At 41.4% G+C, this 23,839-nt stretch carries 31 protein-coding genes and 1 riboswitch; of the genes, 27 read left to right on the top strand and 4 right to left on the bottom strand.

Annotation, left to right across the window (positions count from 1 at the left end):
* Positions 1-33 precede the first annotated feature (33 nt).
* The 19 genes from ACNO7B_RS10740 to lysA all read left to right on the top strand — a co-directional run bounded on the left by ACNO7B_RS10740 (position 34) and on the right by lysA (position 15,419).
* Positions 34-1,164, top strand: a complete 1,131-nt coding sequence (locus tag ACNO7B_RS10740) for a S8 family peptidase (RefSeq protein ID WP_019743101.1) — start codon at positions 34-36, stop codon at positions 1,162-1,164.
* A gap of 115 nt (positions 1,165-1,279) precedes the next feature.
* Positions 1,280-1,924, top strand: coding sequence for a stage II sporulation protein M (gene spoIIM / locus ACNO7B_RS10735; protein ID WP_019743100.1), 645 nt, complete (start codon positions 1,280-1,282; stop codon positions 1,922-1,924).
* 121 nt (positions 1,925-2,045) lie between these two features.
* Complete coding sequence (fur, locus tag ACNO7B_RS10730) at positions 2,046-2,498, top strand: ferric iron uptake transcriptional regulator (RefSeq protein WP_003215577.1); 453 nt, start codon at positions 2,046-2,048, stop codon at positions 2,496-2,498.
* Between the two features lie 117 nt (positions 2,499-2,615).
* A complete protein-coding gene (locus tag ACNO7B_RS10725) occupies positions 2,616-2,843 on the top strand; it encodes a YqzK family protein (RefSeq protein ID WP_008344420.1) in 228 nt (75 codons plus the stop codon).
* A gap of 6 nt (positions 2,844-2,849) precedes the next feature.
* A complete protein-coding gene (xerD, locus tag ACNO7B_RS10720) occupies positions 2,850-3,740 on the top strand; it encodes a site-specific tyrosine recombinase XerD (RefSeq protein ID WP_035702861.1) in 891 nt (296 codons plus the stop codon).
* Between the two features lie 153 nt (positions 3,741-3,893).
* Positions 3,894-5,078, top strand: coding sequence for a phosphopentomutase (deoB, locus tag ACNO7B_RS10715; protein WP_417901486.1), 1,185 nt, complete (start codon positions 3,894-3,896; stop codon positions 5,076-5,078).
* A gap of 11 nt (positions 5,079-5,089) precedes the next feature.
* Positions 5,090-5,902: a purine-nucleoside phosphorylase gene (locus tag ACNO7B_RS10710; RefSeq protein WP_008344425.1), complete on the top strand. Its 813-nt coding sequence runs from the start codon at positions 5,090-5,092 to the stop codon at positions 5,900-5,902.
* Between the two features lie 159 nt (positions 5,903-6,061).
* Positions 6,062-7,216 carry a D-alanyl-D-alanine carboxypeptidase family protein gene (locus tag ACNO7B_RS10705; RefSeq protein WP_202986226.1) on the top strand — a complete coding sequence of 385 codons (1,155 nt, stop codon included), beginning with the start codon at positions 6,062-6,064 and terminating at the stop codon, positions 7,214-7,216.
* 157 nt (positions 7,217-7,373) lie between these two features.
* A complete protein-coding gene (gene spoIIAA, locus ACNO7B_RS10700; protein ID WP_008344431.1) occupies positions 7,374-7,727 on the top strand; it encodes an anti-sigma F factor antagonist in 354 nt (117 codons plus the stop codon).
* Positions 7,724-8,164 (top strand): anti-sigma F factor, encoded by a 441-nt coding sequence (spoIIAB, locus tag ACNO7B_RS10695; protein ID WP_007501052.1) that lies wholly within the window; start codon positions 7,724-7,726, stop codon positions 8,162-8,164. Before spoIIAA ends, spoIIAB begins: the two co-directional genes overlap by 4 nt.
* A gap of 12 nt (positions 8,165-8,176) precedes the next feature.
* On the top strand, positions 8,177-8,944 hold the full coding sequence (gene sigF, locus ACNO7B_RS10690) for an RNA polymerase sporulation sigma factor SigF (RefSeq protein WP_007501051.1): 768 nt from the start codon (positions 8,177-8,179) through the stop codon (positions 8,942-8,944).
* Between the two features lie 114 nt (positions 8,945-9,058).
* Positions 9,059-9,679, top strand: coding sequence for a stage V sporulation protein AA (locus ACNO7B_RS10685; RefSeq protein ID WP_008344433.1), 621 nt, complete (start codon positions 9,059-9,061; stop codon positions 9,677-9,679).
* The gene (locus ACNO7B_RS10680; RefSeq protein WP_007501049.1) at positions 9,669-10,085 is read left to right on the top strand and encodes a stage V sporulation protein AB; all 417 of its coding nucleotides are present in this window, start codon (positions 9,669-9,671) and stop codon (positions 10,083-10,085) included. Before ACNO7B_RS10685 ends, ACNO7B_RS10680 begins: the two co-directional genes overlap by 11 nt.
* Positions 10,086-10,105: 20 nt before the next feature.
* Positions 10,106-10,558: a stage V sporulation protein AC gene (gene spoVAC, locus ACNO7B_RS10675; protein WP_008344436.1), complete on the top strand. Its 453-nt coding sequence runs from the start codon at positions 10,106-10,108 to the stop codon at positions 10,556-10,558.
* 12 nt (positions 10,559-10,570) lie between these two features.
* A complete protein-coding gene (gene spoVAD / locus ACNO7B_RS10670; RefSeq protein ID WP_008344437.1) occupies positions 10,571-11,587 on the top strand; it encodes a stage V sporulation protein AD in 1,017 nt (338 codons plus the stop codon).
* A complete protein-coding gene (spoVAE, locus tag ACNO7B_RS10665) occupies positions 11,587-11,937 on the top strand; it encodes a stage V sporulation protein AE (RefSeq protein ID WP_007501045.1) in 351 nt (116 codons plus the stop codon). The genes spoVAD and spoVAE overlap by 1 nt, the downstream gene beginning before the upstream one ends.
* Before the next feature lie 6 nt (positions 11,938-11,943).
* Positions 11,944-12,552: a stage V sporulation protein AE gene (locus ACNO7B_RS10660; protein WP_007501044.1), complete on the top strand. Its 609-nt coding sequence runs from the start codon at positions 11,944-11,946 to the stop codon at positions 12,550-12,552.
* Positions 12,506-13,978, top strand: a complete 1,473-nt coding sequence (locus ACNO7B_RS10655) for a spore germination protein (protein ID WP_007501043.1) — start codon at positions 12,506-12,508, stop codon at positions 13,976-13,978. Before ACNO7B_RS10660 ends, ACNO7B_RS10655 begins: the two co-directional genes overlap by 47 nt.
* A 115-nt stretch (positions 13,979-14,093) precedes the next feature.
* Positions 14,094-15,419 (top strand): diaminopimelate decarboxylase, encoded by a 1,326-nt coding sequence (lysA, locus tag ACNO7B_RS10650; protein ID WP_025207565.1) that lies wholly within the window; start codon positions 14,094-14,096, stop codon positions 15,417-15,419.
* Between the two features lie 40 nt (positions 15,420-15,459).
* Here the strand turns inward: lysA and ACNO7B_RS10645 are convergent, their stop codons facing one another.
* Positions 15,460-16,344 (bottom strand): DUF1002 domain-containing protein, encoded by an 885-nt coding sequence (locus ACNO7B_RS10645; protein WP_017359791.1) that lies wholly within the window; start codon positions 16,342-16,344, stop codon positions 15,460-15,462.
* A 321-nt stretch (positions 16,345-16,665) separates the two neighbouring features.
* Here ACNO7B_RS10645 and ACNO7B_RS10640 point away from each other — a divergent pair, with 321 nt between their 5' ends.
* Positions 16,666-17,103 (top strand): peptidylprolyl isomerase, encoded by a 438-nt coding sequence (locus tag ACNO7B_RS10640; RefSeq protein ID WP_007501040.1) that lies wholly within the window; start codon positions 16,666-16,668, stop codon positions 17,101-17,103.
* Positions 17,104-17,133: 30 nt separating this feature from the next.
* Here ACNO7B_RS10640 and ACNO7B_RS10635 read toward each other — a convergent pair whose 3' ends face one another.
* Complete coding sequence (locus tag ACNO7B_RS10635; RefSeq protein ID WP_046527218.1) at positions 17,134-18,396, bottom strand: MFS transporter; 1,263 nt, start codon at positions 18,394-18,396, stop codon at positions 17,134-17,136.
* Between the two features lie 239 nt (positions 18,397-18,635).
* Between ACNO7B_RS10635 and ACNO7B_RS10630 the strand changes: the two genes are divergently transcribed.
* The 7 genes from ACNO7B_RS10630 to ACNO7B_RS10600 all read left to right on the top strand — a co-directional run bounded on the left by ACNO7B_RS10630 (position 18,636) and on the right by ACNO7B_RS10600 (position 22,981).
* Positions 18,636-19,217, top strand: coding sequence for a TetR/AcrR family transcriptional regulator (locus tag ACNO7B_RS10630; protein WP_017359789.1), 582 nt, complete (start codon positions 18,636-18,638; stop codon positions 19,215-19,217).
* A 200-nt stretch (positions 19,218-19,417) separates the two neighbouring features.
* Positions 19,418-19,654, top strand: a complete 237-nt coding sequence (locus ACNO7B_RS10625) for a DUF2164 domain-containing protein (RefSeq protein WP_008344450.1) — start codon at positions 19,418-19,420, stop codon at positions 19,652-19,654.
* Between the two features lie 234 nt (positions 19,655-19,888).
* The gene (locus ACNO7B_RS10620) at positions 19,889-20,233 is read left to right on the top strand and encodes a hypothetical protein (protein WP_008344451.1); all 345 of its coding nucleotides are present in this window, start codon (positions 19,889-19,891) and stop codon (positions 20,231-20,233) included.
* A 114-nt stretch (positions 20,234-20,347) separates the two neighbouring features.
* Positions 20,348-20,489, top strand: a riboswitch (FMN riboswitch).
* 248 nt (positions 20,490-20,737) lie between these two features.
* Positions 20,738-21,388: a riboflavin synthase gene (gene ribE / locus ACNO7B_RS10615; protein ID WP_026050106.1), complete on the top strand. Its 651-nt coding sequence runs from the start codon at positions 20,738-20,740 to the stop codon at positions 21,386-21,388.
* 11 nt (positions 21,389-21,399) lie between these two features.
* The gene (ribB, locus tag ACNO7B_RS10610; RefSeq protein ID WP_017359786.1) at positions 21,400-22,023 is read left to right on the top strand and encodes a 3,4-dihydroxy-2-butanone-4-phosphate synthase; all 624 of its coding nucleotides are present in this window, start codon (positions 21,400-21,402) and stop codon (positions 22,021-22,023) included.
* A 26-nt stretch (positions 22,024-22,049) separates the two neighbouring features.
* Positions 22,050-22,514 (top strand): 6,7-dimethyl-8-ribityllumazine synthase, encoded by a 465-nt coding sequence (gene ribE / locus ACNO7B_RS10605; protein ID WP_007501031.1) that lies wholly within the window; start codon positions 22,050-22,052, stop codon positions 22,512-22,514.
* Positions 22,515-22,627: 113 nt separating this feature from the next.
* Entirely contained in the window at positions 22,628-22,981 is a 354-nt protein-coding gene (locus ACNO7B_RS10600) for a GNAT family N-acetyltransferase (protein ID WP_017359785.1), read from the top strand.
* 24 nt (positions 22,982-23,005) lie between these two features.
* On the opposite strand, the gene ACNO7B_RS10595 is transcribed toward ACNO7B_RS10600, so the two are convergent.
* Together ACNO7B_RS10595 and ACNO7B_RS10590 are read right to left on the bottom strand one after the other, a co-directional pair.
* Entirely contained in the window at positions 23,006-23,530 is a 525-nt protein-coding gene (locus ACNO7B_RS10595; RefSeq protein ID WP_072367786.1) for a DUF309 domain-containing protein, read from the bottom strand.
* Between the two features lie 88 nt (positions 23,531-23,618).
* Positions 23,619-23,711, bottom strand: coding sequence for a YjcZ family sporulation protein (locus ACNO7B_RS10590; RefSeq protein WP_008359694.1), 93 nt, complete (start codon positions 23,709-23,711; stop codon positions 23,619-23,621).
* Positions 23,712-23,839: the final 128 nt, after the last annotated feature.

Below are 23,839 nucleotides of genomic sequence, written 5' to 3'. Positions count from 1 at the left end.
TGACAAAAAGAAATGAAAGGGAGAGTGGGTATCGTGAAGGTCAAATCATTTGGAGCAGGGCTTTGTATGGCAAGTATGCTGCTGGCATCGATGACATTCGGCGCATCAGATGTATCTGCAAAGGATCAAGCAAAAAAAGAGTATATGATTGGTTTTTCTTCTTCCGTTCAAGACAAAACACAAAAACAGCTTGTTGAAAAAGCTGGCGGTCATGTGAAAGAATCAATAGAGAAAATAGATATGATGAAAGTTTCGTTGAACGAAGCATCAAAAGAAAAACTACATCAAGCAAAAGAAGTCACTTTTATTGAGGAAGACCAAAAAGCGAAAACAAGCGGTCAAAGCGTCCCTTATGGCATTAAAAGCATCAAAGCACAAAAGGTACATAAACGAGGATATGCCGGACAGAATGTCAAAGTAGCTGTTCTTGACAGTGGAATCGACGGCAAGCATGAAGATTTACATGTAACTGGTGGTGTCAGCTTTGTTCCAACAGAGTCCGATCCGCTTGTTGACCCGCATGAACACGGAACCCATGTTGCGGGCACGATCGCAGCACTAGATAATAAGGTAGGCGTCGTGGGTGTGGCACCAAAAGCTTCGATCTATGCGGTGAAAGTGGCAGATGAAAATGGTGACGGCTATTATAGCTGGATCATTAAAGGCATTGAATGGGCGATTGAGAATGAGATGGATGTCATCAATATTAGTATGGGAGGAGCAAGTGAATCGGAGGCGCTGAAAGAAGCGGTAGATCGAGCATATGACAACGGGATTCTCATTGTCGCATCTGCAGGAAATGCTGGGAGCTACGGGTCACTTAATACGATAGATTACCCGGCCAAATACAGCTCTGTCATGGCAGTCGCATCTGTGGATCAACGAAAGCAAAGAGCCTTTGATTCCTCTGTTGGGGAAGAAGTGGAAGTATCAGCACCAGGCGTTTCAACATTAAGTACCATTCCTCATAACGAATATGGATATAAGAGTGGAACGTCTATGGCATCACCTCATGTAGCTGGTGCTGCGGCAGTCATTCTATCAAAACATCCGAATCTGACAAATGATGAAGTGCGTGAAAGGCTGACAAAAACGGCAACAAAACTTGGCGAACCTTTTTATTATGGCGCTGGGCTTGTGAACGTACAAAAAGCTGCACGATAAAGGAAACGAGAAAGCAGTGTACAGCTGCTTTCTCGTTTTTCTTTTCATAAAACTGTCATGTTTCGTCTGCTCTCTCATAGAATCTAGTAACCTTTACTATTTGGGAGGAAGGCGCATGCGGAAAAAGTCTTGGAAAGAACATCTTCTTCAGCACGTGAAAGATCATTTATCAATTTATTTGTTTGTTTCTGTACTATTTTTAATGGGCGTCATTTTTGGAGCCATTATCGTCAATAGTATGACAATGAGTCAGAAAGAGGATTTATTCTACTATTTAAATCAATTTTTTGGTCAACTGACGAATGAGAAAGCAGCAGAATCAAAAGACATGTTTTTGCAAAGCTTTTTACATCATATGAAATATTTGGGCCTCATGTGGATACTCGGAATTTCCATCATTGGCCTGCCACTTATTTTTCTGATGATTTTTTTAAAAGGGATTGTAGTTGGGTTTACTGTCGGTTTTTTGGTCAATCAAATGGGGCTTAGCGGTTTTTTTCTATCTTTTGTCTCGGTGCTTCCTCAAAATATCTTGCTCATTCCAGCGTATTTAGTGATCGGAACTTGTGCGATTGCGTTCTCCATTCGTTTAATTGGTCAGCTTTTTATGAAAAAAACCATCAGTCAAGCGCCAATCCATTGGTTTGGCCGGTATGCTTCTGTTCTACTGATGATTTTAACCCTCGCTGCTCTTTCGTCCTTTTTTGAATCATACTTATCATTCATGCTGATGAAAAAGCTGGCAGGTGTTCTGTTTTGATGATTTTATAATCATTATTAAATAATAATCAATTTATTTATCAATTTAAAATGATTATAGTTGGCTCTCTGCACATCATTTGATATAATGATCAAGTAATGTGGCGTAGGAGGGAAAGTCAATGGAAAATCGGATTGATCGAATTAAGAAACAGCTTCATTCTTCCAGCTATAAGCTCACGCCACAGCGTGAAGCAACAGTAAGAGTACTGCTTGAGAATGAAGAAGACCATTTAAGTGCAGAAGATGTATACCTCCTCGTAAAAGAGAAGTCTCCTGAAATTGGTCTTGCTACTGTTTATCGGACGTTAGAATTGCTTACTGAACTGAAAGTTGTTGATAAAATTAACTTTGGAGACGGCGTTTCGCGATATGATCTTCGCAAAGAAGGAGCCGCTCACTTCCATCACCATCTTGTCTGCATGGAATGCGGGACAGTCGATGAGATAGAAGATGATTTATTAGAAGATGTTGAAGAGATTATTGAACGCGACTGGAAATTTAAAATTAAGGATCATAGATTGACATTCCATGGTATTTGCCACCGGTGTCATGATGATGAATCCGGCAAATAATCCGAATTGGAACCTTTTCATTCAAAATGAAAAGGTTTTTTGCATGTTCGCTGTATATTCCTTGTCCCACCTGGCATATGCTGAAGTAATGAGAACACGAGAAAGGACATGAAGAACATGCGAAAATGGCTCAAAACAACAGGGGAAGTAATGAAAGTATTTATCTTGTTCACTGGTTTTACCGTCCTGTTCTATTATGCTATGATATGGATAAATTCAGAATATGAAAGCTATCATCGTTATGATAAACCAGAAGGTGCAGCGATAAAAGTGATGGAAATGGATCAGCCGAAACAAGACAGCTGGCAGGATCGATTGATTTATTTTTATCAAAACGGGGAGTAGAAACCATTGAAGGATCAATTATCCGACTTTATTCATTTTATGACAGTAGAGAGAGGACTCTCTGAAAATACCATTGTCTCTTATAAAAGAGATTTACAGAGCTATTTGTCTTTTTTAATGACGCATGAACAATTGACAGATGTAAAAGACGTCACACGCCTTCATATTATTCATTATTTAAAACAGTTAAAAGACGAGGGGAAATCGAGTAAAACGTCCGTCCGTCATCTATCATCGATACGCTCCTTTCATCAATTTTTGCTCCGTGAAAAAGTGACAACAGATGACCCGTCATGGAACATTGAATCACAAAAAACAGAGCGGAAATTACCGAAAGTTCTATCATTAGATGAGGTAGAAAAGCTGCTCGATACACCTAAGCAGCAAACACCATTTGACTACCGTGACAAAGCCATGCTCGAACTTTTATATGCAACAGGTATTCGCGTAAGTGAAATGCTTGATCTGACTCTTGCAGATGTGCATCTGACCATGGGGTTTATCCGCTGTTTTGGAAAAGGAAGAAAAGAGCGAATCGTGCCTATTGGTGAAGCTGCTGCAAGTGCGATTGAAGTGTATATAGAAAAAGGCAGAAACAAGCTGCTCAAAAAACAGCCGGCCGATGCTTTATTTCTGAATCATCACGGAAAAAAAATGTCGCGGCAGGGCTTTTGGAAGAACTTAAAGAAACGAGCCATAGAAGCAGGTATTCAAAAAGAACTGACGCCTCATACGCTCAGACATTCATTTGCGACACATTTGCTTGAAAACGGTGCGGATCTTAGAGCCGTACAGGAAATGCTCGGACATGCCGATATTTCTACTACACAAATTTACACACATGTCACAAAAACAAGATTAAAAGACGTGTATCACAAATTCCATCCAAGGGCATAAGTAAAGCATGGCACGGTGAACGTGTATCATGCTTTTTTATGTTTGGACCGTTTATGGTTGTCAATTGACTTGAAAACGGTTTATACTTGAGATGTCTGACCTCTCCAGTTGTGAAAGGTGAAAGGACAAGAATATTGAAGGAGGCGCTTTTTTATGCCTGATTATCAGTATAAACGTATTTTCCTCATTGTGATGGATTCAGTAGGAATCGGGGAAGCACCTGATGCTGCTGATTTTAATGATGTAGGTGCAGATACACTTGGACATATTGCTGAAAAAATGAACGGGCTTCATATGCCGAATATGGCGAAGCTTGGGCTAAGTCATATTAAAGAAATTAAAGGAATTCCAGCGGACGAAAAACCGCTTGCGTATTATGGGAAAATGCAAGAAGCATCCAACGGGAAAGACACAATGACAGGGCATTGGGAAATCATGGGTCTTTACATCGACACACCATTTAAAGTCTTTCCAGACGGCTTTCCAGATGAACTGTTAAATGAATTAAAAGAAAAAACAGGGCGCGGCATCATTGGAAATAAACCAGCGTCTGGTACAGAAATTCTTGATGAGCTTGGCGAAGAGCATATGAAAACAGGCGATTTAATCGTTTATACTTCAGCAGATTCTGTGCTGCAAATTGCTGCACACGAAGAAGTTGTGCCATTAGACGAACTTTACCGCATTTGCGAAATCGCACGTGAACTGACTTTAGATGAAAAATATATGGTAGGGCGCATCATCGCTCGTCCATTTGTCGGGGAGCCGGGGGCATTTGTTAGAACACCAAATCGTCATGACTATGCATTAAAACCATTCGACCGTACCGTCATGAATGAATTGAAAGATGATGGACTAGATGTCATTGCGATCGGAAAAATCTCTGATATTTATGATGGAGAAGGAATCACCTCTTCACTCAGAACGAAATCCAACATGGATGGAATGGACAAGCTAGTTGAGACGCTGAAATCAGACTTTACTGGGCTGAGCTTCTTAAATCTTGTCGACTTTGATGCGCTTTTCGGACATAGAAGAGATCCAGAAGGCTACGGTAAGGCACTAGAGGAATTTGACGCACGTCTACCTGAAGTGTTTGATCTATTAAAAGAGGATGATCTGCTTGTGATCACAGCAGATCACGGAAATGACCCGGTTCATCACGGAACAGATCATACAAGAGAATACGTTCCGCTTATTGCTTACAGCAAAAAGCATCAAGAAGCGAATGAGCTACCAACAGCGAAAACATTTGCTGATCTTGGGGCAACGGTAGCAGATAATTTTAAATCAACGCTGCCAAAATACGGAACAAGCTTTTTATCTAAACTCAAATAGGGGGAAATCACGTGGGAGCACAGTTTTCAGAAGCGGCGGCATATATTAAACAAGCATCGACATATGTACCAACAGTTGGATTGATTTTAGGTTCAGGTCTTGGCATTTTAGCCGATGAGATTGAAAATCCAATCAAATTGAAATATGAAGATATTCCTGGATTCCCTGTTTCAACAGTAGAAGGGCATGCAGGCCAGCTCGTCATTGGAACGCTGAAAGGCACGGTCGTTTGTGCCATGCAAGGACGTTTCCATTACTATGAAGGGTATGATATGAAGCAGGTGACATTTCCTGTCCGTGTAATGAAAGAAATCGGCATTGAAACATGTATTGTGACAAATGCAGCGGGCGGTGTGAATACGTCCTTCCATCCTGGCGATCTTATGTTGATTACAGATCATATCAATATGATGGGGACCAATCCGTTAATTGGACCAAACGACAGTCAAGGGGTTCGTTTCCCTGATATGTCTGCACCGTATGATAAAGATTTGCTGGCACTTGCAGAGAAAACGGCTAAACATTTAGGCATATCTGTGCAGCAAGGGGTTTACGCAGGAATGACTGGCCCTTCATATGAAACACCGGCAGAGGTTCGTTTCCTCAGAACGCTTGGCGCTGATGCAGTCGGTATGTCGACTGTGCCAGAAGTGATTGTAGCACGTCATGCAGGCATAAAAGTACTTGGTATTTCATGCATCTCTAATGCGGCTTCAGGTATTTTAGATCAGCCGCTTTCTCATGATGAAGTGATCGAAGTGACGGAAAAAGTGAAAGCAAGTTTCCTTGATTTAGTGAAAGATGTTGTCAAACAACTCTCATAGATCGTGTGAAAAAGCCTTCTGTTCATGAAACAGAGGGCTTTTTTTTATGGCAATCAAACGATCTCTGAATAAAACAGCCTTTATGAGGAAAAAATAGAAAGGATTACGATAATGGAGGTCTGCCACTTGAAACGTCATATATGTGCATTGTTTACTTTAATGATCCTTATCTCAATGGTTCCACCATCAGCGATGGCAAAAGAAAAGATTGAAAAGCCAGGAGAAAAACAAACATCAGAATTGGCGCATGAAGCCAAATCAGCGATTTTAATGGAACGTGACACGGGAAAAGTGCTTTACAACAAAAACAGTGATGAAAAGCTTGCCCCTGCAAGTATGACCAAAATCATGACGATGCTTCTCATCATGGAAGCGATGGATCAAGGAAAATTAAAAATGACTGATAAAGTAAGAACGAGCGATCATGCAGCATCTATGGGAGGCTCACAAATTTTCCTTGAACCGGGAGAAGAAATGACGGTTAAAGACATGCTAAAAGGCATTGCGATTGCGTCAGGAAACGATGCTTCAGTTGCCATGGCAGAACATATTGCTGGATCTGAAGAACAGTTTGTTGAGCAAATGAACAAAAAGGCAAAAGAGCTTGGACTCACCTCAACGGTCTTTCAAAATCCAACAGGACTTCCTGAAAAAGATCATTACAGCACGGCTCATGATATGGCAAAAATGGCAAAAGAGCTGTTGAAATATGAAGAGATCACCAAGTTCACAGGTGTATACGAAGACTATCTTCGTCAGAACACGGATAAAAAATTCTGGCTTGTGAATACAAACCGTCTCATTAAATTTTATCCAGGTGTGGATGGGGTGAAAACAGGGTTTACAGGCGAGGCGAAATACTGTCTAACTGCATCCGCTAAAAAAGGGAATATGCGCGTCATTGCTGTTGTATTCGGCGCAAGTACACCAAAAGACAGAAACGCCCAAGTCGTCAAAATGCTGGATTACGCTTTTAGTCAATATACAACGCATCCTCTGTACAAGCGTGGTCAAGACGTAGCAGAGATCAAAGTGAGCAAAGGGAAAAAGAAAAAAATTCAGCTTGTCACGTCTGAACCGATTTCTCTTCTAACGAAAAAAGGCGAAAATGTCGATCAGATCAAAAAAGAAATTAAATTAACTCAAGATGTCACAGCCCCATTTTCAAAAGGAACGAAACTTGGCACCATCATCTTGAAAAAAGATGGAAAAGTGCTTCATGAAAGTCCTGTTGAAGCGAAAGAAGATATGGAAAAAGCCGGTGTTTGGACGTTCTTCAAACGGGCTATGGCCGAATTTGTTAAATGGAAGTAAAAGGTGAAAGACTGCTGCAACTGGCAGTCTTTTTTGCTATGAACGAAAAGAACATCTAAATGTGACGAATGATCACTAGTTTTGTCATGGTGAAGGATTTGCATGTGAAGAAAGAGAAACATTCTTTATCCGAAAATAGAGCAAGGAGGAAGAAAAGATGAGCCTTGGTATTGATTTTCAAATAAAAGAGAGCGTACTTTGCATTCGGTTGACAGGGGAGCTTGATCATCACTCCGCAGAGACATTGAGACAAAAGGTGACGAATTATTTGGAAACAGAGGACATTCGCCACATCGTGCTGAATTTAGCTGATTTATCGTTTATGGACAGCTCTGGGCTCGGAGTGATTTTAGGAAGATACAAAGAAATTAAACAGCTTGGCGGTGAAATGGTCGTCTGTGCGATCTCGCCGGCGGTGAACCGTTTATTTGATATGTCCGGCTTGTTTAAAATTATTCGTATGGAGCCTTCAGAGCAAACTGCGCTGCAAACATTGGGGGTGGCATCATGACAAATGAAATGAATCTGACTTTTTCTGCTTTAAGTCAAAACGAATCCTTTGCGAGAGTAACGGTGGCAGCATTCATCGCTCAGCTCGATCCAACATTAGATGAGCTAACAGAAATCAAAACAGTCGTATCAGAGGCGGTCACGAACTCGATCATTCACGGGTATGACGGGAATCCAGACGGCAAGGTGCACATTAGCGTCACACTGGATGACCATATTGTGTATCTGACGATTCGAGACGAAGGCATGGGCATTTCAGATCTTGAGGAAGCAAGGCAGCCGCTTTTTACGACGAAACCAGATTTAGAGCGTTCCGGGATGGGTTTTACGATCATGGAGAACTTTATGGATGATGTCATGGTGGACTCATCTCCAGAAATGGGCACAACGATCCGCTTAACAAAGCATCTATCAAAAAGCAAAGCGCTTTGTAATTAAGGAGCTGCTCATATGGATGTGGAGGTAAAAAAGCAAGCAAAAAAAGCACAGCTGTCTAATGATGAAGTGAAACAGCTCATCAAAAAAAGCCAAGACGGAGATCAACAAGCAAGAGACCTCCTCGTAGAAAAAAACATGCGTCTTGTTTGGTCCGTTGTTCAGCGCTTTTTAAATAGAGGATATGAACCAGATGATCTGTTCCAAATAGGCTGTATTGGCCTGCTGAAATCTGTTGATAAATTTGATTTGTCTTATGATGTGAAGTTTTCGACCTATGCCGTTCCAATGATCATTGGTGAAATTCAGCGTTTCATTCGTGATGATGGAACCGTCAAAGTCAGCAGGTCCTTAAAGGAACTTGGAAATAAAATTAGGCGGGCAAGGGACGAATTGTCTAAATCTCATGGACGAATGCCGACTGTTCAGGAAATCGCTGAATATCTGGACATCACACCTGAGGATGTTGTCCTCGCTCAAGAAGCGGTCCGCTCACCATCATCTATTCATGAAACCGTGTATGAAAATGACGGCGATCCGATTACGTTGCTCGATCAAATTGCCGATCATTCAGAAGAAAGATGGTTTGATAAAATTGCGCTGAAAGAGGCGATTAAAGAATTAGAAGAGCGCGAGAAACTGATTGTCTATTTAAGGTATTATAAAGACCAAACACAATCAGAAGTAGCAGAAAGACTCGGAATTTCCCAAGTGCAAGTCTCACGGCTTGAAAAGAAGATTTTAAAACAAATCCAAATGCAAATGGATCAAAAAGACAGCTAGCCAATTCGGCTGGCTTTTTTTGTGTGGTAATTACCGGTAAATCAAGTTCTTTCAGTATGAGAACCATTTTTCACCACATACTATTTTTAACCCATCGTATAGGAAGTGACTTGGATGGACGGACAAATCTTTATTCGGCTGCGCCATCGGATTAAGACTGGTAATGATCAGCTTATTTATTTAGAGGATATTGCCCAAATCACTGGAGATGACAGTGCTGTGCAAAAGTTGAGCAAAATGCCGATATACCATGTCAGCAAAAAGGATCGTCACATCGTTGTGTTAGATATCATGCATGTGGTCAAAACGATCAAAAAAGCGTGGCCTGACATCGACATTCAAACGGTCGGAGGCTCAGAAGCCATTGTTGAAATAGACACAGGCAAACGCCAGCTGTCCCCCGTATTATTCGTGTTTGTATGGCTCCTCTTATTTGTCGGAGCGGCCCTTGCCATCATGAATTTCCATGAGGATGTTAGTATGCGGCTTGTTCATATCCGCCTTTACGAGATGATTACTGGAAACACGGTTGAGCATCCTTATTTATTACAAATTCCATATAGCTTTGGACTCGGTTTTGGCATGATTTTATTTTTCAATCATGTGTTTAAAAAGCGTTTAAACGAAGAGCCAAGTCCGCTTGAAGTGGAAATGTTTAAATATCAGCTCGATCTTGATCATTATGTCGCACTCAATGAAAACAAAGAAACATTGAAAGATATTCATGATCGGTAAATGGCTTTTTGTGGTGCTTGTTGGGCTCGGCGGCGGTTTAACGGTAGGGGCAGGATTTGTGGCGTTTCTCACAGTGCTTGGTATTATCCCTCGATTAATGCAATTAACGAAAACGCAGCGTTTCATTCAAGGATATGAGGCTGCCGTGATAAGTGGAGCGGTCGTTGGCGGCTGGGCTACTTTAAGTCAAGTCCATTTGCATTTATCCAAATGGCTAGCGCTTCCGATCGGTCTTTTATCTGGCATTTTTGTCGGCATGCTTGCAGCCGCACTCACTGAAGTGTTAAATGTACTTCCTATCTTAACGAAAAGAATTGGAATGGACGGGAAAATTGTGCTGCTGCTCATGGCCATCGTCTTAGGGAAGGTGTTTGGCTCGTTATTTCATTGGCTTATTTATATTTAAAAATGTGGAGGGAACAACAAGTGTCAAGTTTAAAAGAGAACTATCCATCTAAAGTGAAAACGTATCAGCCGAAACCTCCTTATGTACTAAACTGCATCAAGGCTTTTCTTGTCGGCGGTTTGATTTGTGCGATAGGCGAGGGATTGCAAAATTTCTATATTACCTTTTTCGATTTTAATGAAAAGACAGCAGGGAATCCAACGGTGGCAACCCTTATTTTAATTTCTTCTATTTTAACTGGTATTGGTATTTACGATAGAATCGGCCAGTTTGCTGGAGCGGGATCAGCTGTACCGGTGACAGGATTTGCAAACAGTATGACAAGTGCGGCTCTTGAGCATAAAAGTGAAGGGCTTGTGTTAGGTGTAGCGACCAACATGTTTAAACTGGCTGGGAACGTCATTGTGTTTGGTGTCGTCTCGGCATATGTCGTAGGGATTATTCGATACGTCTTGGAAAAGATGTTTTCGTAGGAGGAATAAAACGTGAAACTAACAGGTAAGCAATCTTGGGTATTTGAACACAAGCTTTATGTGAATGCGGAAGGAACAGCTGCAGGACCGAAAGAAAAAGAAGGCCCAATCGGTCATCTCATTGATAAAACTTATGATGAAATGCACTGTTATCAAAAGAACTGGGAAATGGCTGAAAGGCAGCTCATGGATGATGCCATATCAATGGCCTTATCAAAAGCGAATTTGCAAAAAAGTGATATTGACCTTTTGCTGGCAGGAGATTTACTGAACCAAAACGTGACAGCCAACTATGTGGCAAGAGAACTCAAAATCCCGTTTCTTTGTTTATTTGGTGCCTGCTCCACATCTATGGAATCAGTCGCCATTGCCTCAGCGCTAGTAGATGGTGGCTTTGCCAATAGAGCGCTTGCTGCCACAAGCAGTCACAACGCGACAGCAGAGCGGCAATTTCGTAATCCAACAGAATATGGCGGGCAAAAACCCGATACAGCAACAAGTACAGTGACAGGGAGCGGTGCTGTCGTCATCAGCCAAGAACCTTCCCAAATTCAAATTACAAGTGCCACCGTCGGACGGGTGATGGATCTTGGGATTACAGATCCATTCGATATGGGTTCGGCTATGGCGCCTGCAGCGGCAGACACAATCAAACAACATTTAGAAGACTTAGGAAGAACAGTAGATGATTATGATCTCATCTTAACAGGAGATCTATCTGGAATTGGATCGCCTATTTTAAAGGATCTTCTCAAAGAAGATGGCATTCAGCTTGGACGGAAGCATGATGATTGCGGATTAATCATATACACACCTGATCAAAATGTATTCGCTGGAGGCAGCGGCTGTGCCTGCTCAGCTGTCGTGACATTCAGTCACATCTTTCAAGAAATGAAAGCAGGGAATTTGCAAAGAGTATTGGTTGTGGCAACCGGGGCGCTTCTCAGCCCAATGATGGTTCAGCAAAAAGAGACCATTCCAACCATTGCGCATGGAGTTGTATTTGAGCGTGCAGGAGGAGAAAGCTAATGGATTATTTGATTGCTTTTGTTGCAGGCGGACTGATTTGCGTGATCGGCCAGCTTTTACTTGATGTACTGAAACTCACACCGGCACATGTCATGACCACCTTTGTTGTGGCGGGGACGATTTTAGACGGGTTTGGTATTTATGATAAATTTATTGAATTTGCAGGAGCGGGTGCTACCGTCCCTATCGTAAGCTTTGGTCATAGCTTGCTTCATGGGGCGATGCATCAGGCTGATGTCCACGGATTTATTGGAATCGGAATTGGGATTTTTGAGTTAACCTCTGCTGGAATATCAGCTGCGATTTTATTTTCATTTATCATTGCACTTATCTTTAAACCGAAAGGATAACCTAATATGGGGCAAAGACGCAAAGTCATTTTAGTGACAGACGGAGATATATATGCTGCCAAAACGATTGAGCTTGTCGCAAAGAAAGTCGGCGGAAGATGTATTTCCAGCTCAAAAGGGAATCCGAGCAAACGAACAGGACCAGAACTGGTCCAGATGATTTTGAAAACGCCGTATGACCCAGTGTTTGTCATGTTTGATGATTCTGGCTTAACAGGTGAAGGAACAGGGGAGACGGCGATGAAGCACGTAGCACGTCACCCTGAAATTGAAGTGATTGGCGCCATTGCAGTGGCATCTAAAACCCATCAAGCGGAATGGACAAAGGTACATGTCTCCATTGACCGGGAAGGTGAACTGACAGAATACGGCGTTGACAAACATGGACTTCCAGAAATGGAACCACACAAAATGAGTGGAGATACAGTGTATTGTCTCGATTCACTACAGCTTCCGATTGTTGTCGGCATTGGAGATATTGGCAAGATGGGACGGAAAGATGATCTAAGCAAAGGGTCCCCCATCACAATGAAGGCAGTCGAATTAATTTTAGAAAGGAGCGGTTTCCATGAAGAAAGACAAGGTGCACGTGTACCGAGATCCGAAGAAAAATGAAGATTTTTTCAAAGACAATGTCGGGATGGGTCTTAGCTTTGACCTTGGCGTTCGGAAAATTTATGTCCATGATCAGGAAATCCAGCTTTACTATGTAAATGGATTATGTGATACACAATATGTGATCTATTTATTAAAAGAACTGATTGAAATCAATGACAACGAACCTGAATCAGATGATCTTGCACGTGTGGTAGAAAACCGTCTTGTCAATCAGCAAGTCTCAAAAGTTGAAACGCTTGATGAGGCAGTGGATCAAGTGCTGTCTGGACTTGTGGCAGTCGTTGTCGAAGGTGAAAATTACGCATTTATTATTGATGTCAGGAGCTACCCTGGCAGAATGCCGGAGGAACCGGATACAGAAAAGGTTGTCAGAGGTGCAAGAGACGGCTTTGTTGAAAACATCATTGTGAACACAGCACTCATTCGCAGAAGAGTGCGGGATGAAAAATTGCGATACAAAATGCTTAAAGTAGGCGAGCGTTCTAAAGCAGACGTCTGTGTTTGTTATATTGAAGACATAGCTGACCCTGATCTTGTTGATATTATCGAAAAAGAAGTGTCTGGGATTAAAGTTGACGGACTGACGATGTCTGATAAAACAATAGAAGAATTTATCATTAAGCAAGGATATAATCCCTTCCCGCTTGTGCGATACACCGAGCGCCCAGATGTAGCCGCTAACCATATATTAGAAGGGCATGTCATTATCATTACGGATACATCCCCTAGTGTCATCATTACACCAACCACTATTTTTCATCACGTTCAACATGCTGAAGAATACCGCCAGGCGCCAGCAGTTGGGACATTTTTAAGATGGGTGCGTTTTTTAGGCATTTTATGTTCTACTTTTCTTTTGCCGATCTGGTTTCTTTTTATTCTAGAACCGAATCTTCTGCCAGACAATCTAAGCTATATTGGATTTAACAAACCCTCCCATATTCCTGTCATTCTCCAAGTATTCCTTGCTGATTTTGGGGTGGAATTTTTACGAATGGCGGCGATCCATACGCCGACCGCCTTGTCGACTGCCATGGGCTTGATTGCGGCCGTTTTAATTGGACAAATCGCGATTGATGTCGGTTTATTTACACCAGAGGTCATATTATACGTCTCGCTAGCAGCTATCGGCACATTCACCACTCCAAGTTATGAACTGAGTGTCGCTAATAAAATTATCCGACTGATCATATTAGCACTAGTAGCGATCTTTAAGCTGAATGGACTGATCATCGGTTTTACGCTGTTACTTATTTATTTAACATCCATTCGTTCCTTACAGACGCCTTATATGTGGCCGTTTATTCCTTTTAATGGAAAGGCTTTATGGCAAGTGCTCATTCGGACGTCTGTTCCTGGCTCAAAAGTAAGGCCAAGCATCGTTCACCCTCAGAACAGATCAAAAATTCCGCCAAATTCTTAACGCTCGTTGAAAGTGGCTGAAGATTGTGATATTGTATTTTTAACTTTGAGAAACGGCAAAAGGCAGCTTGTGCAGCTGTCTTTTTTCAGCCGAGGCGGAGAAAGAGGGAATGACATTGTATTTACACGGCACTTGCAGACAAAATGAACTCGGACATTTAGAAATTGGTGGTGTTGATGCCGTTTCTTTAGCTGAAACGTATGGGACACCACTTTATGTATATGATGTGGCTTTAATACGGGAGCGTGCAAAAAGCTTTCAGAAAGCATTTATTGAAGAAGAACTAAAAGCTCAGGTGGCATATGCGAGTAAGGCGTTTTCTTCTATTGCCATGTTCCAACTGGCAAAAGAAGAAGGCTTATCACTTGATGTCGTTTCAGGCGGGGAGCTGCACACAGCCATTTGTGCCGGGTTTCCAGTAGAAAAAATTCATTTCCATGGTAACAACAAAAGCAGAGAAGAATTAAAGATGGCATTAGCGCATGGAATCGGCTGTATTGTTGTTGATAATTTTTATGAAATCAACCTCATTGAACAGCTTGGTCAAGAGCTGTCAAAACAGGTGAAAGTACTCCTCCGCATCACGCCGGGTGTTGAAGCACATACGCATGACTATATTACAACAGGTCAAGAAGATTCAAAATTCGGTTTTGATCTTCATAATGGACAAGCAGACGAAGCAGTCAAACAAGTACTTGAATCAGAAGTGATCGAGCTCTTAGGTGTTCATTGTCATATCGGCTCACAAATTTTTGATACGGCTGGTTTTGTCCTTGCGGCAGATAAAATTTTCTTGAAGCTGGATGAATGGAGAGAATCATTTGGATTTATTTCCACAGTGCTGAACTTAGGCGGAGGTTTTGGCATCCGTTATACAGAAGAGGACGAACCACTTCCAGCAACTGAATACGTGGAGAAAATTATTCAAGCGGTGAAAGAAAATGTAGCCCGCTATGAATTTGAGATGCCTGAAATTTGGATTGAGCCAGGCCGTTCCCTTGTTGGAGATGCAGGAACCACTCTTTATACGATCGGCTCATCCAAACATGTACCTGGCATTCGCGATTATGTAGCCATTGACGGCGGAATGAGTGATAACATTCGACCTGCTTTATATCAAGCAAAATATGAAGCAGCGAGCGCCAATAAAATGAGCCAAACGCATGATCAAACTGTGTCCATTGCAGGGAAATGCTGCGAGAGTGGAGATATGCTCATTTGGGATATTGATCTGCCAGAGTTATCACAGGGAGACTTGTTAGCTGTCTTTTGTACAGGAGCTTATGGCTACAGCATGTCAAACAACTATAACCGCATCCCGCGCCCGGCTGTAGTATTTGTAGAAGACGGGGAAGCGCAGCTTGTCGTTGAGCGTGAGACATATGAGGACATTGTCAAATTGGATTTACCTTATCAATCAAAAGTGAAATCATCGACTTAAAAAAAGCTGCCTGATCATCAGGCAGCATTTTCTATGACATTTATTTTCCACCAGTAAATACAGAGACGATCGCATTCCAAATGGAGACAAAGAAATCCCAAATCTTCTGTAGAAGGTTTTTCCCTTCATCTGATTCTATGAATTTTGTAATCTTGTCTTTTGCTTTATCAATTTGAGATCCGACTTGTTTCCAATCGATATTGATATTTTTCATTTTATCGAAGAGAGAGACAAGTTGATCTTTTTGGTCTTGCGTTAGATTTAAGTTCAAATCAGAAGCGGCTTGATCTACTTTTTCTTCCACTTCTTTTGTTGTTTTAGGAACTCCATTTTTGGCAATGTCATCTTTGATTTTTGCAATCAGGGCAGAAGCATTGTCTTTTCCAATAGAGTCTCCAAGTTTCGATGTTGTTACAAGCTCTTCGTTTGCCACCTGTTTCACATCTTCAGGAATGGCTTTGTCGCTTGACACTTCATAGGCTTTTAATAAACCTGTCAGTGCTGCTGTGCCAGATACTTCAAACGGCGCCGTCACGACAACCTTTGCATCTTTCACGCCTGCGGTCATTAAAGCATTTAAATACATCTCATCTGTAATGGTCTTAATGTTATGTGTATCCACAGTCAGACCCGTACCTGATTTTTCAATAGTGATAGATGAAGATGATAATGCTCGAGTCCCGATTTGAGAGCGAGGGATATACTTTCCTAAATATTCGTGCTCTTCTTTATTGGTTACTTCAATTTTTGTCGCATTTTCAGGTGGATTCAACTCGTCAAGCACCTTCTGGCGATCAGCCGGTGTTAAGTCTTGCCCGAGTGTGACGATGACATCGCCGACAGCTGCATCCGCTAAGCTGACTTTTGGCGCACCAATCAGTAAAAGGAGCGCTGCCATCATACCAAGCATTGTTTTTTTAAACATGTTGACCTCCTTCAAGTCGAAAGCGTTTCTCGATGGTGAGAAACTCATCTTTTGAGTACATAATTTGAATCGTACTCCATCATATAGACGTAACAAATCAGTCTGACGTTTCAATTTTCTTTTAAAGATGTTTGAAACCTCCAATATGATGAAGTGATTTGCTCAGTCTGTGATCATTTCCTTAGGAGAAAAGGATCAAGCTCTTTTAGTTTATCAATGATGGCAAAAGAGGTAAATCACATTAGGTAAGCAGGGGATGTTTAACATCACCGAAAATGTGCTATAATGAGCGTTGTTTAACCTGAAAGGAGAATGTGAAAAATGGCGAAAAAAGGATACATACAATTAACGAATGGAAAGAAAATTGAGTTTGAACTTTACCCAGAGGCTGCTCCAGGTACAGTAGCAAACTTTGAAAAATTAGCGAATGAAGGCTTCTACGACGGATTGAAATTCCACCGCGTGATCCCAGGGTTCGTAAGCCAAGGCGGCGATCCAAACGGTAATGGAACTGGAGGACCTGGTTACACAATTAAATGTGAAACAGAAGGAAACCCTCATCAGCACGAGAGAGGTTCATTATCAATGGCACACGCTGGTAAAGATACTGGCGGCAGCCAATTCTTTATCGTACATGACCCACAGCCGCACTTAAACGGTGTTCACACTGTTTTTGGCAAAGTAACATCTGGTATCGAAGCTGTTCTTGATATGGAACAAGGACAAGGCATGGAAAAAGTCGAAGTGATCGATGCTTAATCCAAAACACCGCTTAATTGCGGTGTTTTTTTATTTTACATCTGATGTTCCTGTGATCTGTGCCGTGAAGCGGTAGGTGATCATCCAATATAAAAGGGCTAAGGCGCTGATAGAGGCTCCAAATAAACATACCCCATTCCAGCCAGCGTTGGCGTATATGTTAGTTGATACAATAGAACCGAGCGCACTGCCGAGGGAATAAAAAATCATATAAGCAGCAGTCAGCCGGCTTCTCGCCTCAGGCCGGACCATGAAAATCATACTTTGATTGGTCACATGAACTGCCTGCACAGATAGGTCAAGAATGATGATACCAACGATTAATAAAATGAGGGAATATTCAGTGAAAAAAATAAAACACCATGAAAAGAGTAATAGGACAAGGGCGATGCACGTTGTTAACTGTCCTAAGCCTCGATCAGCAAGGCTTCCAGCTCGAGCGGCACCTAATGCTCCGGCAACTCCAGCAAGGCCAAATGCACCAATCGCAGTATGTGACAGATTGTATGGCGTAGTGCTGAGAGGCAGCACAAGTGAAGTCCACAGCGTGCCAAACACAACAAAGATCAGAAAACCCAGTACGCCACGAATACGTAGAATCCGTTCTTGTCTGAACAATATAAACATTGAAGCGAGCAAGTTCACATAGGATATGGAGACTCTCTTGTTGTCAGCACGCGGAAGATACCGGTACAACACGCCAGTGATGATCAGCATCATCACGCCGGAAACGAGATAGACTGATCTCCAGCCGGCGAGATCGGTTAGTACACCAGCAAACGTTCGTGCGAGAAGAATACCAATCACAATTCCACTTTGAACCAAGCCCACTATGCGGCCACGTTCTTCAGGAGCGGCCCATGTCGCTGCGAATGCTACGAGTACCTGAGTGACTACAGCAAGCAGTCCCACCGCAGCTAGTCCTATGAACAGGACGGTGGAGGTAGGGGCGATACCGACTAGAATGAGAGATAACACGGATACTAGCATTTGAGCTACGATGAGTCGCCGTTGGTTGAACAGATCACCAAGTGGTACGATCAGTAGCAGTCCTAGCCCATAACAAAGCTGAGTAATCGTAATGACCATACCAATGGATGAATAGCTGATACCAAACTCGGATGCGAGGGAGTCTAATAATGGCTGTGCAAAATATATGTTTGCTACTGCCATCCCTGAGGCTGTCGAAAACAGTAGAGCCATATTGCGAGTCATCGTTGATCGGGTGTTTATTTGTAAATGAGTCGTTTCTAGATCAGAATGTTCAACGGCATTCATTTTTTCTTTTTTCATGCATGTCATCAGCTCCTTTTGTACTGAAAAGTATAATATACTAATTGGTATAAAATGATTCCTGTTAAGGATAACCAAAGAAACGTTTTAAAGTCAAGACGATGTAGTGAAGATCTAGTCAATTTGACAATGATATGTCAATAAAATAAAATGATAATATACCGATGAGTAAAAAACGTTATAAGAAATAGATGATTGATTTAGTGAAGAGATTTTTATGATAGAAATGAGGGTTGATAATGGTTCGACAACGGGAATTTGATGAGGAAAAAGCGTTAGATGAGGCCTTGTTGCTTTTTTGGGAGAAGGGGTACAGAGCGACTACATTAAGCGACTTAACTGCAAAAATGGGAATACAGCGGCCAAGCTTATACTCAGCGTTCGGTGATAAAGAGGAATTGTTTGAAGCGGCATTACGCAAATATACAACTCAGCATGCTGCCCACATTCGAACAAAACTTCAAAACAATCTATCTGTAAAGGAAGCATTTCATACATTATTTGCTGAATTAGTAGAAGAGGAATATGGACATGGGCCGAGTAAAGGGTGCTTCTGCATCAATACAATAGTCGAGCTTGCCCCCCACGAAGAGAAATTTGAAATTCTCACAAGAGAGCATCAGATGTATCTTTCGGTCATTTTTGAAGAAAAAATTGTACAAGGTATTCGCTCGGGTGAGCTCGAAAGCAGTCTGAATGCCAAAGCCTTAGCACAGGCACTGGTTGTTTCTTTTATTGGACTTACAGTTCTCATGAAATCTCGCCCTGAGCGTTCATTTGTAGATCATTCTGTAGCGACGATCCTATCCATATTGAAATAAATAGTCTATATAAAGAAAGCGTATTTTGATCAATTGATTAAAACACGCTTTTTCTTTTAGGGTGTGATGGACACGTTTTTGTGATATGATAAGAGAACAAACATTCGTATTCGTGAGTGTCACCATATGTAGCTCTAAAAATAAGTGAAAGTGCACATCTAAAAAGCGTGTGATCATGCTGAAAGAAAGCAGGAGATACTTTGAAACCATTAACAAAAGAAGAAAAAAACCAGATGATGATTGCCATTCAGCGTTACTTTGCCGAAGAACGAGAAGAGGAGATTGGTGAATTAGCAGCCATCAATCTATTAGAATTTATCACAAAACATCTTGGAAGCTACTATTATAATCAAGGGGTTCGTGACAGCCGAAATATCGCTGTTCAAAGATCTCAATTGTTAGAGGAAGATCTATTCGCATTAGAGAAAAGAATATAATCAAAAAGCTCGTCTATCTTATTCAACCTGCTAACAGATAAAGAGGAAAAAAGACCCCCTTAATAAAGAACGCATATTCGTATCATATGTAATGATGAAAAGGTGGAACCAAAAGTCCATTTGAATCGTTATATAAGTAACCATTAATGAAAATCAGCTTTTTTGGTTTTATTTCATCAAAAGAAGGAATAGAACATACAAATAGGCGAAGTGCAGATGATGGAGGTTCTAAATATGGGGAAAATCAAATTAAAAATCGCAATCTTATTTGTTTTACTGCTTTGTTTAGGCGCAGGTTATTTATACATGAATGGTATGAAAATTGAAGATGTGCCAACAGCCATCGGCGAAAGCTTAACGAATAATGACAAAGATTACACAATCTATGAATATACCATTACAAAAATTGATGGTGATGAGTATTACGGTCAAGCCAAAAATGGCACGAAAATCATTTTTAACGGAAAGAAATTTGAAGATGATGTGGCCGATCTGAAAAAAGGCGATCGTATTAAAGCATACTTTAGTAATGAAAAAAGAATAGACGGTCTTATAAAAGTAGTAAAAGTCGTCAATTAACAAGTCTCCTTTCCTATAGGGAGGCTCTTTTTATGAACAGATGAATAAATCTTGATTGTTGCATTTGACCACAAGGATCGCTATAATAGCCCCTAAGGACAGCTAAATATCGATTGTATCCTTCGGGGCAGGGTGAAAATCCCGACCGACGGTAATAAAGCAAATGCTTTACAGCCCGTGACCCGTTAATTTATTAACGGTTGATTCAGTGAGAAGCTGAAGCCGACAGTGAAAGTCTGGATGGGAGAAGGATAACGAGAGCTATGTATGAACAAAAAATATGTGTTGATCATAGTTTTATTTCTAATGCAAAAAAACCACAGCCCCGGAATTTTTCCGGGGCTTTCTGTATGTCAATATAGTCATCACATGCAGTGTTTATTAGGTGATCCCTCATCTTGTATGGACCATAAAAAGCGACGAAGGTGTTCAATCGATCACATGTCCCAAACATCGCTTTTTCATAAAGTGAGAAATACAAAAGAAAGAGAAAGGGAGGATCACATGTTTACGGGGATTATTGAAGAAGTGGGTACAGTCCAGTCATTGAGCAAAAGATCCGCAGATGCCATGGAAATCATCATCAAGTGCAGTCGTGTACTAGAAGATGTTCACCTAGGCGATAGTATCGCCATCAATGGCGTTTGTCTCACTGTCACAAGCTTCACAAAAGAACAGTTTGCGGCAGATGTGATGCCTGAGACGGTCAAAGCGACATCACTTGATCAGCTTGCACCAGGTAGCCAAGTGAATTTAGAGCGAGCGATGTCATCAAATGGACGATTCGGCGGTCATTTTGTTTCAGGCCATGTCGATGGAACGGCTGTGATTACCCGTGTAGAAAAGAAGAGTAATGCCATTTACTATGATTTGAAAATGGACAAGACCCTCACAGATATGCTCACAAAAAAGGGATCGATCGCAATAGACGGCGTCAGCTTGACTATTTTCGATTTGCGAGATGCTCATGTGACAGTTTCTATCATTCCACATACGCTTGAAGGAACTATTTTCCCGACTAAATCTATGGGGGATGTAGTAAATATTGAATGTGACATGATCGGTAAATACATTTATCGCTTTTTAACAAAAGAGCAAAACGAAAAGCAGCCGTCACGATTAACCCCATCATTTTTAAAAGAGCACGGATTCTAGGAGGCGATTGTATGTATCATTCAGTTGATGAGGCAGTAAATGCCCTGAAACGAGGAGAAATCATTATCGTAGTAGATGATGAAGACAGAGAAAATGAAGGAGACTTTGTGGCACTTGCTGAGCATGCAACGCCGGAAGTCATTAACTTCATGGCTTTACATGGAAGAGGTCTTATTTGCACACCAGTTCATGCCTCGATTGCGAAACACTTGGATCTGCATCCCATGGTCGAGCGAAATACGGATGCACATCATACAGCATTTACAGTGAGCATCGACCATACGTCAACGACAACTGGTATAAGTGCTTTTGAGCGCTCAACGACCATTTTGGCCATGTTAAATAAAGAGTCAAAACCAGAAGATTTTGCCCGCCCAGGTCATGTTTTCCCTCTTATTGCGAAAGAGGGAGGCGTAGTAGAAAGACCAGGTCATACAGAAGCGGCTGTTGATCTTGCTAAACTTGCGGGTTCAGTGCCAGCGGGTGTCATATGTGAAATTATGAATGCAGATGGCACCATGGCCCGCGTACCCGAACTACAAAAAATTCAAAAAGAACACGATTTAAAGATGCTGACGATTGAAGCATTGCAGGCATATATAAACAAGCAAACAACGACAATGAAAACAAAATAAAAATCACAAAAAAGGATGATGAACATATGAATACAATACAAGGGAATGTAGTAGCAGAAGGATTAAAGTTTGGAATCGTCGTCGCTAGATTTAATGATTTTATTACAAGTAAATTGCTAGATGGGGCAGAAGATACATTGCTCAGACACGGAGCAAACGGTGACGATATTGATGTCGTGTGGGTGCCAGGGGCTTTTGAAATTCCGTATATGGCAAAAAAACTAGCAGAAACAAAAAAATATGATGCAGTCATTACACTTGGAACCGTGATTCGCGGGGCAACATCACATTACGATTATGTTTGTAATGAAGCGGCTAAAGGAATCGCACAAAGTGCCATCTCAACAGGGGTGCCGATTATCTTTGGTGTACTGACAACAGAATCTATTGAACAAGCCATTGAAAGAGCCGGTACAAAGGCTGGAAATAAAGGCAGTGAATCGGCTGCAGCTGCTATTGAAATGGCTAACCTAAATCGAACGTTTCGTTAATTTGATGAAAAAGAGTTTAAAAACCGCCTAAAAGTGTTTATAATGTGTGATGAGCAAGTGATTCATAAGACATTTGCTGGAAAATAGGATAATTTTAATATTGAGGGGTATATATGTTAATTCGTTACAAGAGGTCTTTTGAAAAAATTGCCATGGGACTCCTGTCCTTTATGCCGGGTGAGAAAGACGTCAAACAGCTTCAGCAGACGATAAAGTCGTATGAAATGGATGAAGATCGGCAGCTGTTCCTTTGGAAAGATGGTGAGGATATCGTCGGTGCGATTGGTGTGCTGAAAACAGACGACCAAGTACAAATCGAACATATTAGTGTCAATCCGTCCCATCGTGACCAAGGCATCGGCAAGGAAATGGTATTAGCCGTGGAAGAAGTATTCAAAACGAAAACACTCATTCCAAATGAATTAACGCAAGGCTTCTTTCATAAGTGTCACAATGAAACAAACTAAATATCACACATGTAAAAGCAGAGGTTATATGCCTCTGCTTTTTTTACGTTCCATCTGCTTTTCACGTTCAAGCAATACGTCCGTCCGATCACGCAGTCTATGCTTTTCAATTAAGAATGTATGGGATAAGTTGCTCTCCTGTCCGAATGTTAAGCCTTCTTTTTCCGCCATCTCTTGGCATAAAGAAAGAAGCGTTTCATCTCGGATTGGCAGCATCACACTTTCGTAGGGCATGTCTTCATCGATTTTCTTTTTCAGTGTTCTCAGCAGTAAAAGAAATGCCTCTTCATCAAGACCTAATTCTGTTAGTACGTTCCGGTCCGAATCTAATATATGAAGGCTGTTTGAAATCAGCCGTTTTGCTCCTTTTCCATTTCCTCGTCTTTGATGATACAAAGCAACAGCAAGCTGAATGAGACCCACCCAGTACTTTTTGCGCTGATGAGGAGGATCTTCTTTCCAAAATTCTTCAAGAATTTCATGACACTCAAAATAATCTCTTGTCGTATGAAATTCATGTAAAAAAGCCACGTACGCTTTAGGATACACAGCGGTCATCTCCTTTTCCACTATCAGTCTAACATACCGAAAAGAAAAGAAGAAAGAGCGCCCCTTTATGAAAGGACGCTCTGTTTCTTTAATAAACCCAAGCCGCGCCAACGATGATCAGCAAGATGAACAGCACAACAATAAGCGCAAATCCTCCGCCGAAGTAATAACCATCTCCCATAATGTTACGGCCTCCTTTTTTATCAGTTCTGATTACAATGGTATTCTATGTATAAATGCCCTCATTGGTATGGGCGAATCCACTGTTTTTCTTTTTTTGCCTGCTGCCTCATGGTCGAAATTATATTG

It is taken from the genome of Bacillus sp. AK25 (assembly GCF_048270685.1).
GTDB lineage: Bacteria > Bacillota > Bacilli > Bacillales > Bacillaceae > Bacillus > Bacillus altitudinis.
This window is presented reverse-complemented; position numbering and strand designations above follow the sequence as displayed.

Coding starts and splice junctions, on each gene's coding strand:
- spoIIAB (WP_007501052.1), top strand. CDS start 7,724: ATGACAAATGAAATGAATCTGACTTTTTCTGCTTTAAGTCAAAACGAA.
- deoB (WP_417901486.1), top strand. CDS start 3,894: ATGCCTGATTATCAGTATAAACGTATTTTCCTCATTGTGATGGATTCA.
- fur (WP_003215577.1), top strand. CDS start 2,046: ATGGAAAATCGGATTGATCGAATTAAGAAACAGCTTCATTCTTCCAGC.
- ACNO7B_RS10600 (WP_017359785.1), top strand. CDS start 22,628: ATGTTAATTCGTTACAAGAGGTCTTTTGAAAAAATTGCCATGGGACTC.
- spoIIAA (WP_008344431.1), top strand. CDS start 7,374: ATGAGCCTTGGTATTGATTTTCAAATAAAAGAGAGCGTACTTTGCATT.
- ACNO7B_RS10640 (WP_007501040.1), top strand. CDS start 16,666: ATGGCGAAAAAAGGATACATACAATTAACGAATGGAAAGAAAATTGAG.
- ACNO7B_RS10655 (WP_007501043.1), top strand. CDS start 12,506: ATGAAGAAAGACAAGGTGCACGTGTACCGAGATCCGAAGAAAAATGAA.
- ACNO7B_RS10705 (WP_202986226.1), top strand. CDS start 6,062: ATGATCCTTATCTCAATGGTTCCACCATCAGCGATGGCAAAAGAAAAG.
- ribB (WP_017359786.1), top strand. CDS start 21,400: ATGTATCATTCAGTTGATGAGGCAGTAAATGCCCTGAAACGAGGAGAA.
- spoVAE (WP_007501045.1), top strand. CDS start 11,587: ATGGATTATTTGATTGCTTTTGTTGCAGGCGGACTGATTTGCGTGATC.
- ACNO7B_RS10630 (WP_017359789.1), top strand. CDS start 18,636: ATGGTTCGACAACGGGAATTTGATGAGGAAAAAGCGTTAGATGAGGCC.
- ribE (WP_026050106.1), top strand. CDS start 20,738: ATGTTTACGGGGATTATTGAAGAAGTGGGTACAGTCCAGTCATTGAGC.
- ACNO7B_RS10645 (WP_017359791.1), bottom strand. CDS start 16,344: ATGTTTAAAAAAACAATGCTTGGTATGATGGCAGCGCTCCTTTTACTG.
- ACNO7B_RS10620 (WP_008344451.1), top strand. CDS start 19,889: ATGGGGAAAATCAAATTAAAAATCGCAATCTTATTTGTTTTACTGCTT.
- ACNO7B_RS10680 (WP_007501049.1), top strand. CDS start 9,669: ATGATCGGTAAATGGCTTTTTGTGGTGCTTGTTGGGCTCGGCGGCGGT.
- ACNO7B_RS10590 (WP_008359694.1), bottom strand. CDS start 23,711: ATGGGAGATGGTTATTACTTCGGCGGAGGATTTGCGCTTATTGTTGTG.
- ACNO7B_RS10660 (WP_007501044.1), top strand. CDS start 11,944: ATGGGGCAAAGACGCAAAGTCATTTTAGTGACAGACGGAGATATATAT.
- sigF (WP_007501051.1), top strand. CDS start 8,177: ATGGATGTGGAGGTAAAAAAGCAAGCAAAAAAAGCACAGCTGTCTAAT.
- ACNO7B_RS10725 (WP_008344420.1), top strand. CDS start 2,616: ATGCGAAAATGGCTCAAAACAACAGGGGAAGTAATGAAAGTATTTATC.
- spoIIM (WP_019743100.1), top strand. CDS start 1,280: ATGCGGAAAAAGTCTTGGAAAGAACATCTTCTTCAGCACGTGAAAGAT.
- ACNO7B_RS10635 (WP_046527218.1), bottom strand. CDS start 18,396: ATGAAAAAAGAAAAAATGAATGCCGTTGAACATTCTGATCTAGAAACG.
- ribE (WP_007501031.1), top strand. CDS start 22,050: ATGAATACAATACAAGGGAATGTAGTAGCAGAAGGATTAAAGTTTGGA.
- ACNO7B_RS10685 (WP_008344433.1), top strand. CDS start 9,059: ATGGACGGACAAATCTTTATTCGGCTGCGCCATCGGATTAAGACTGGT.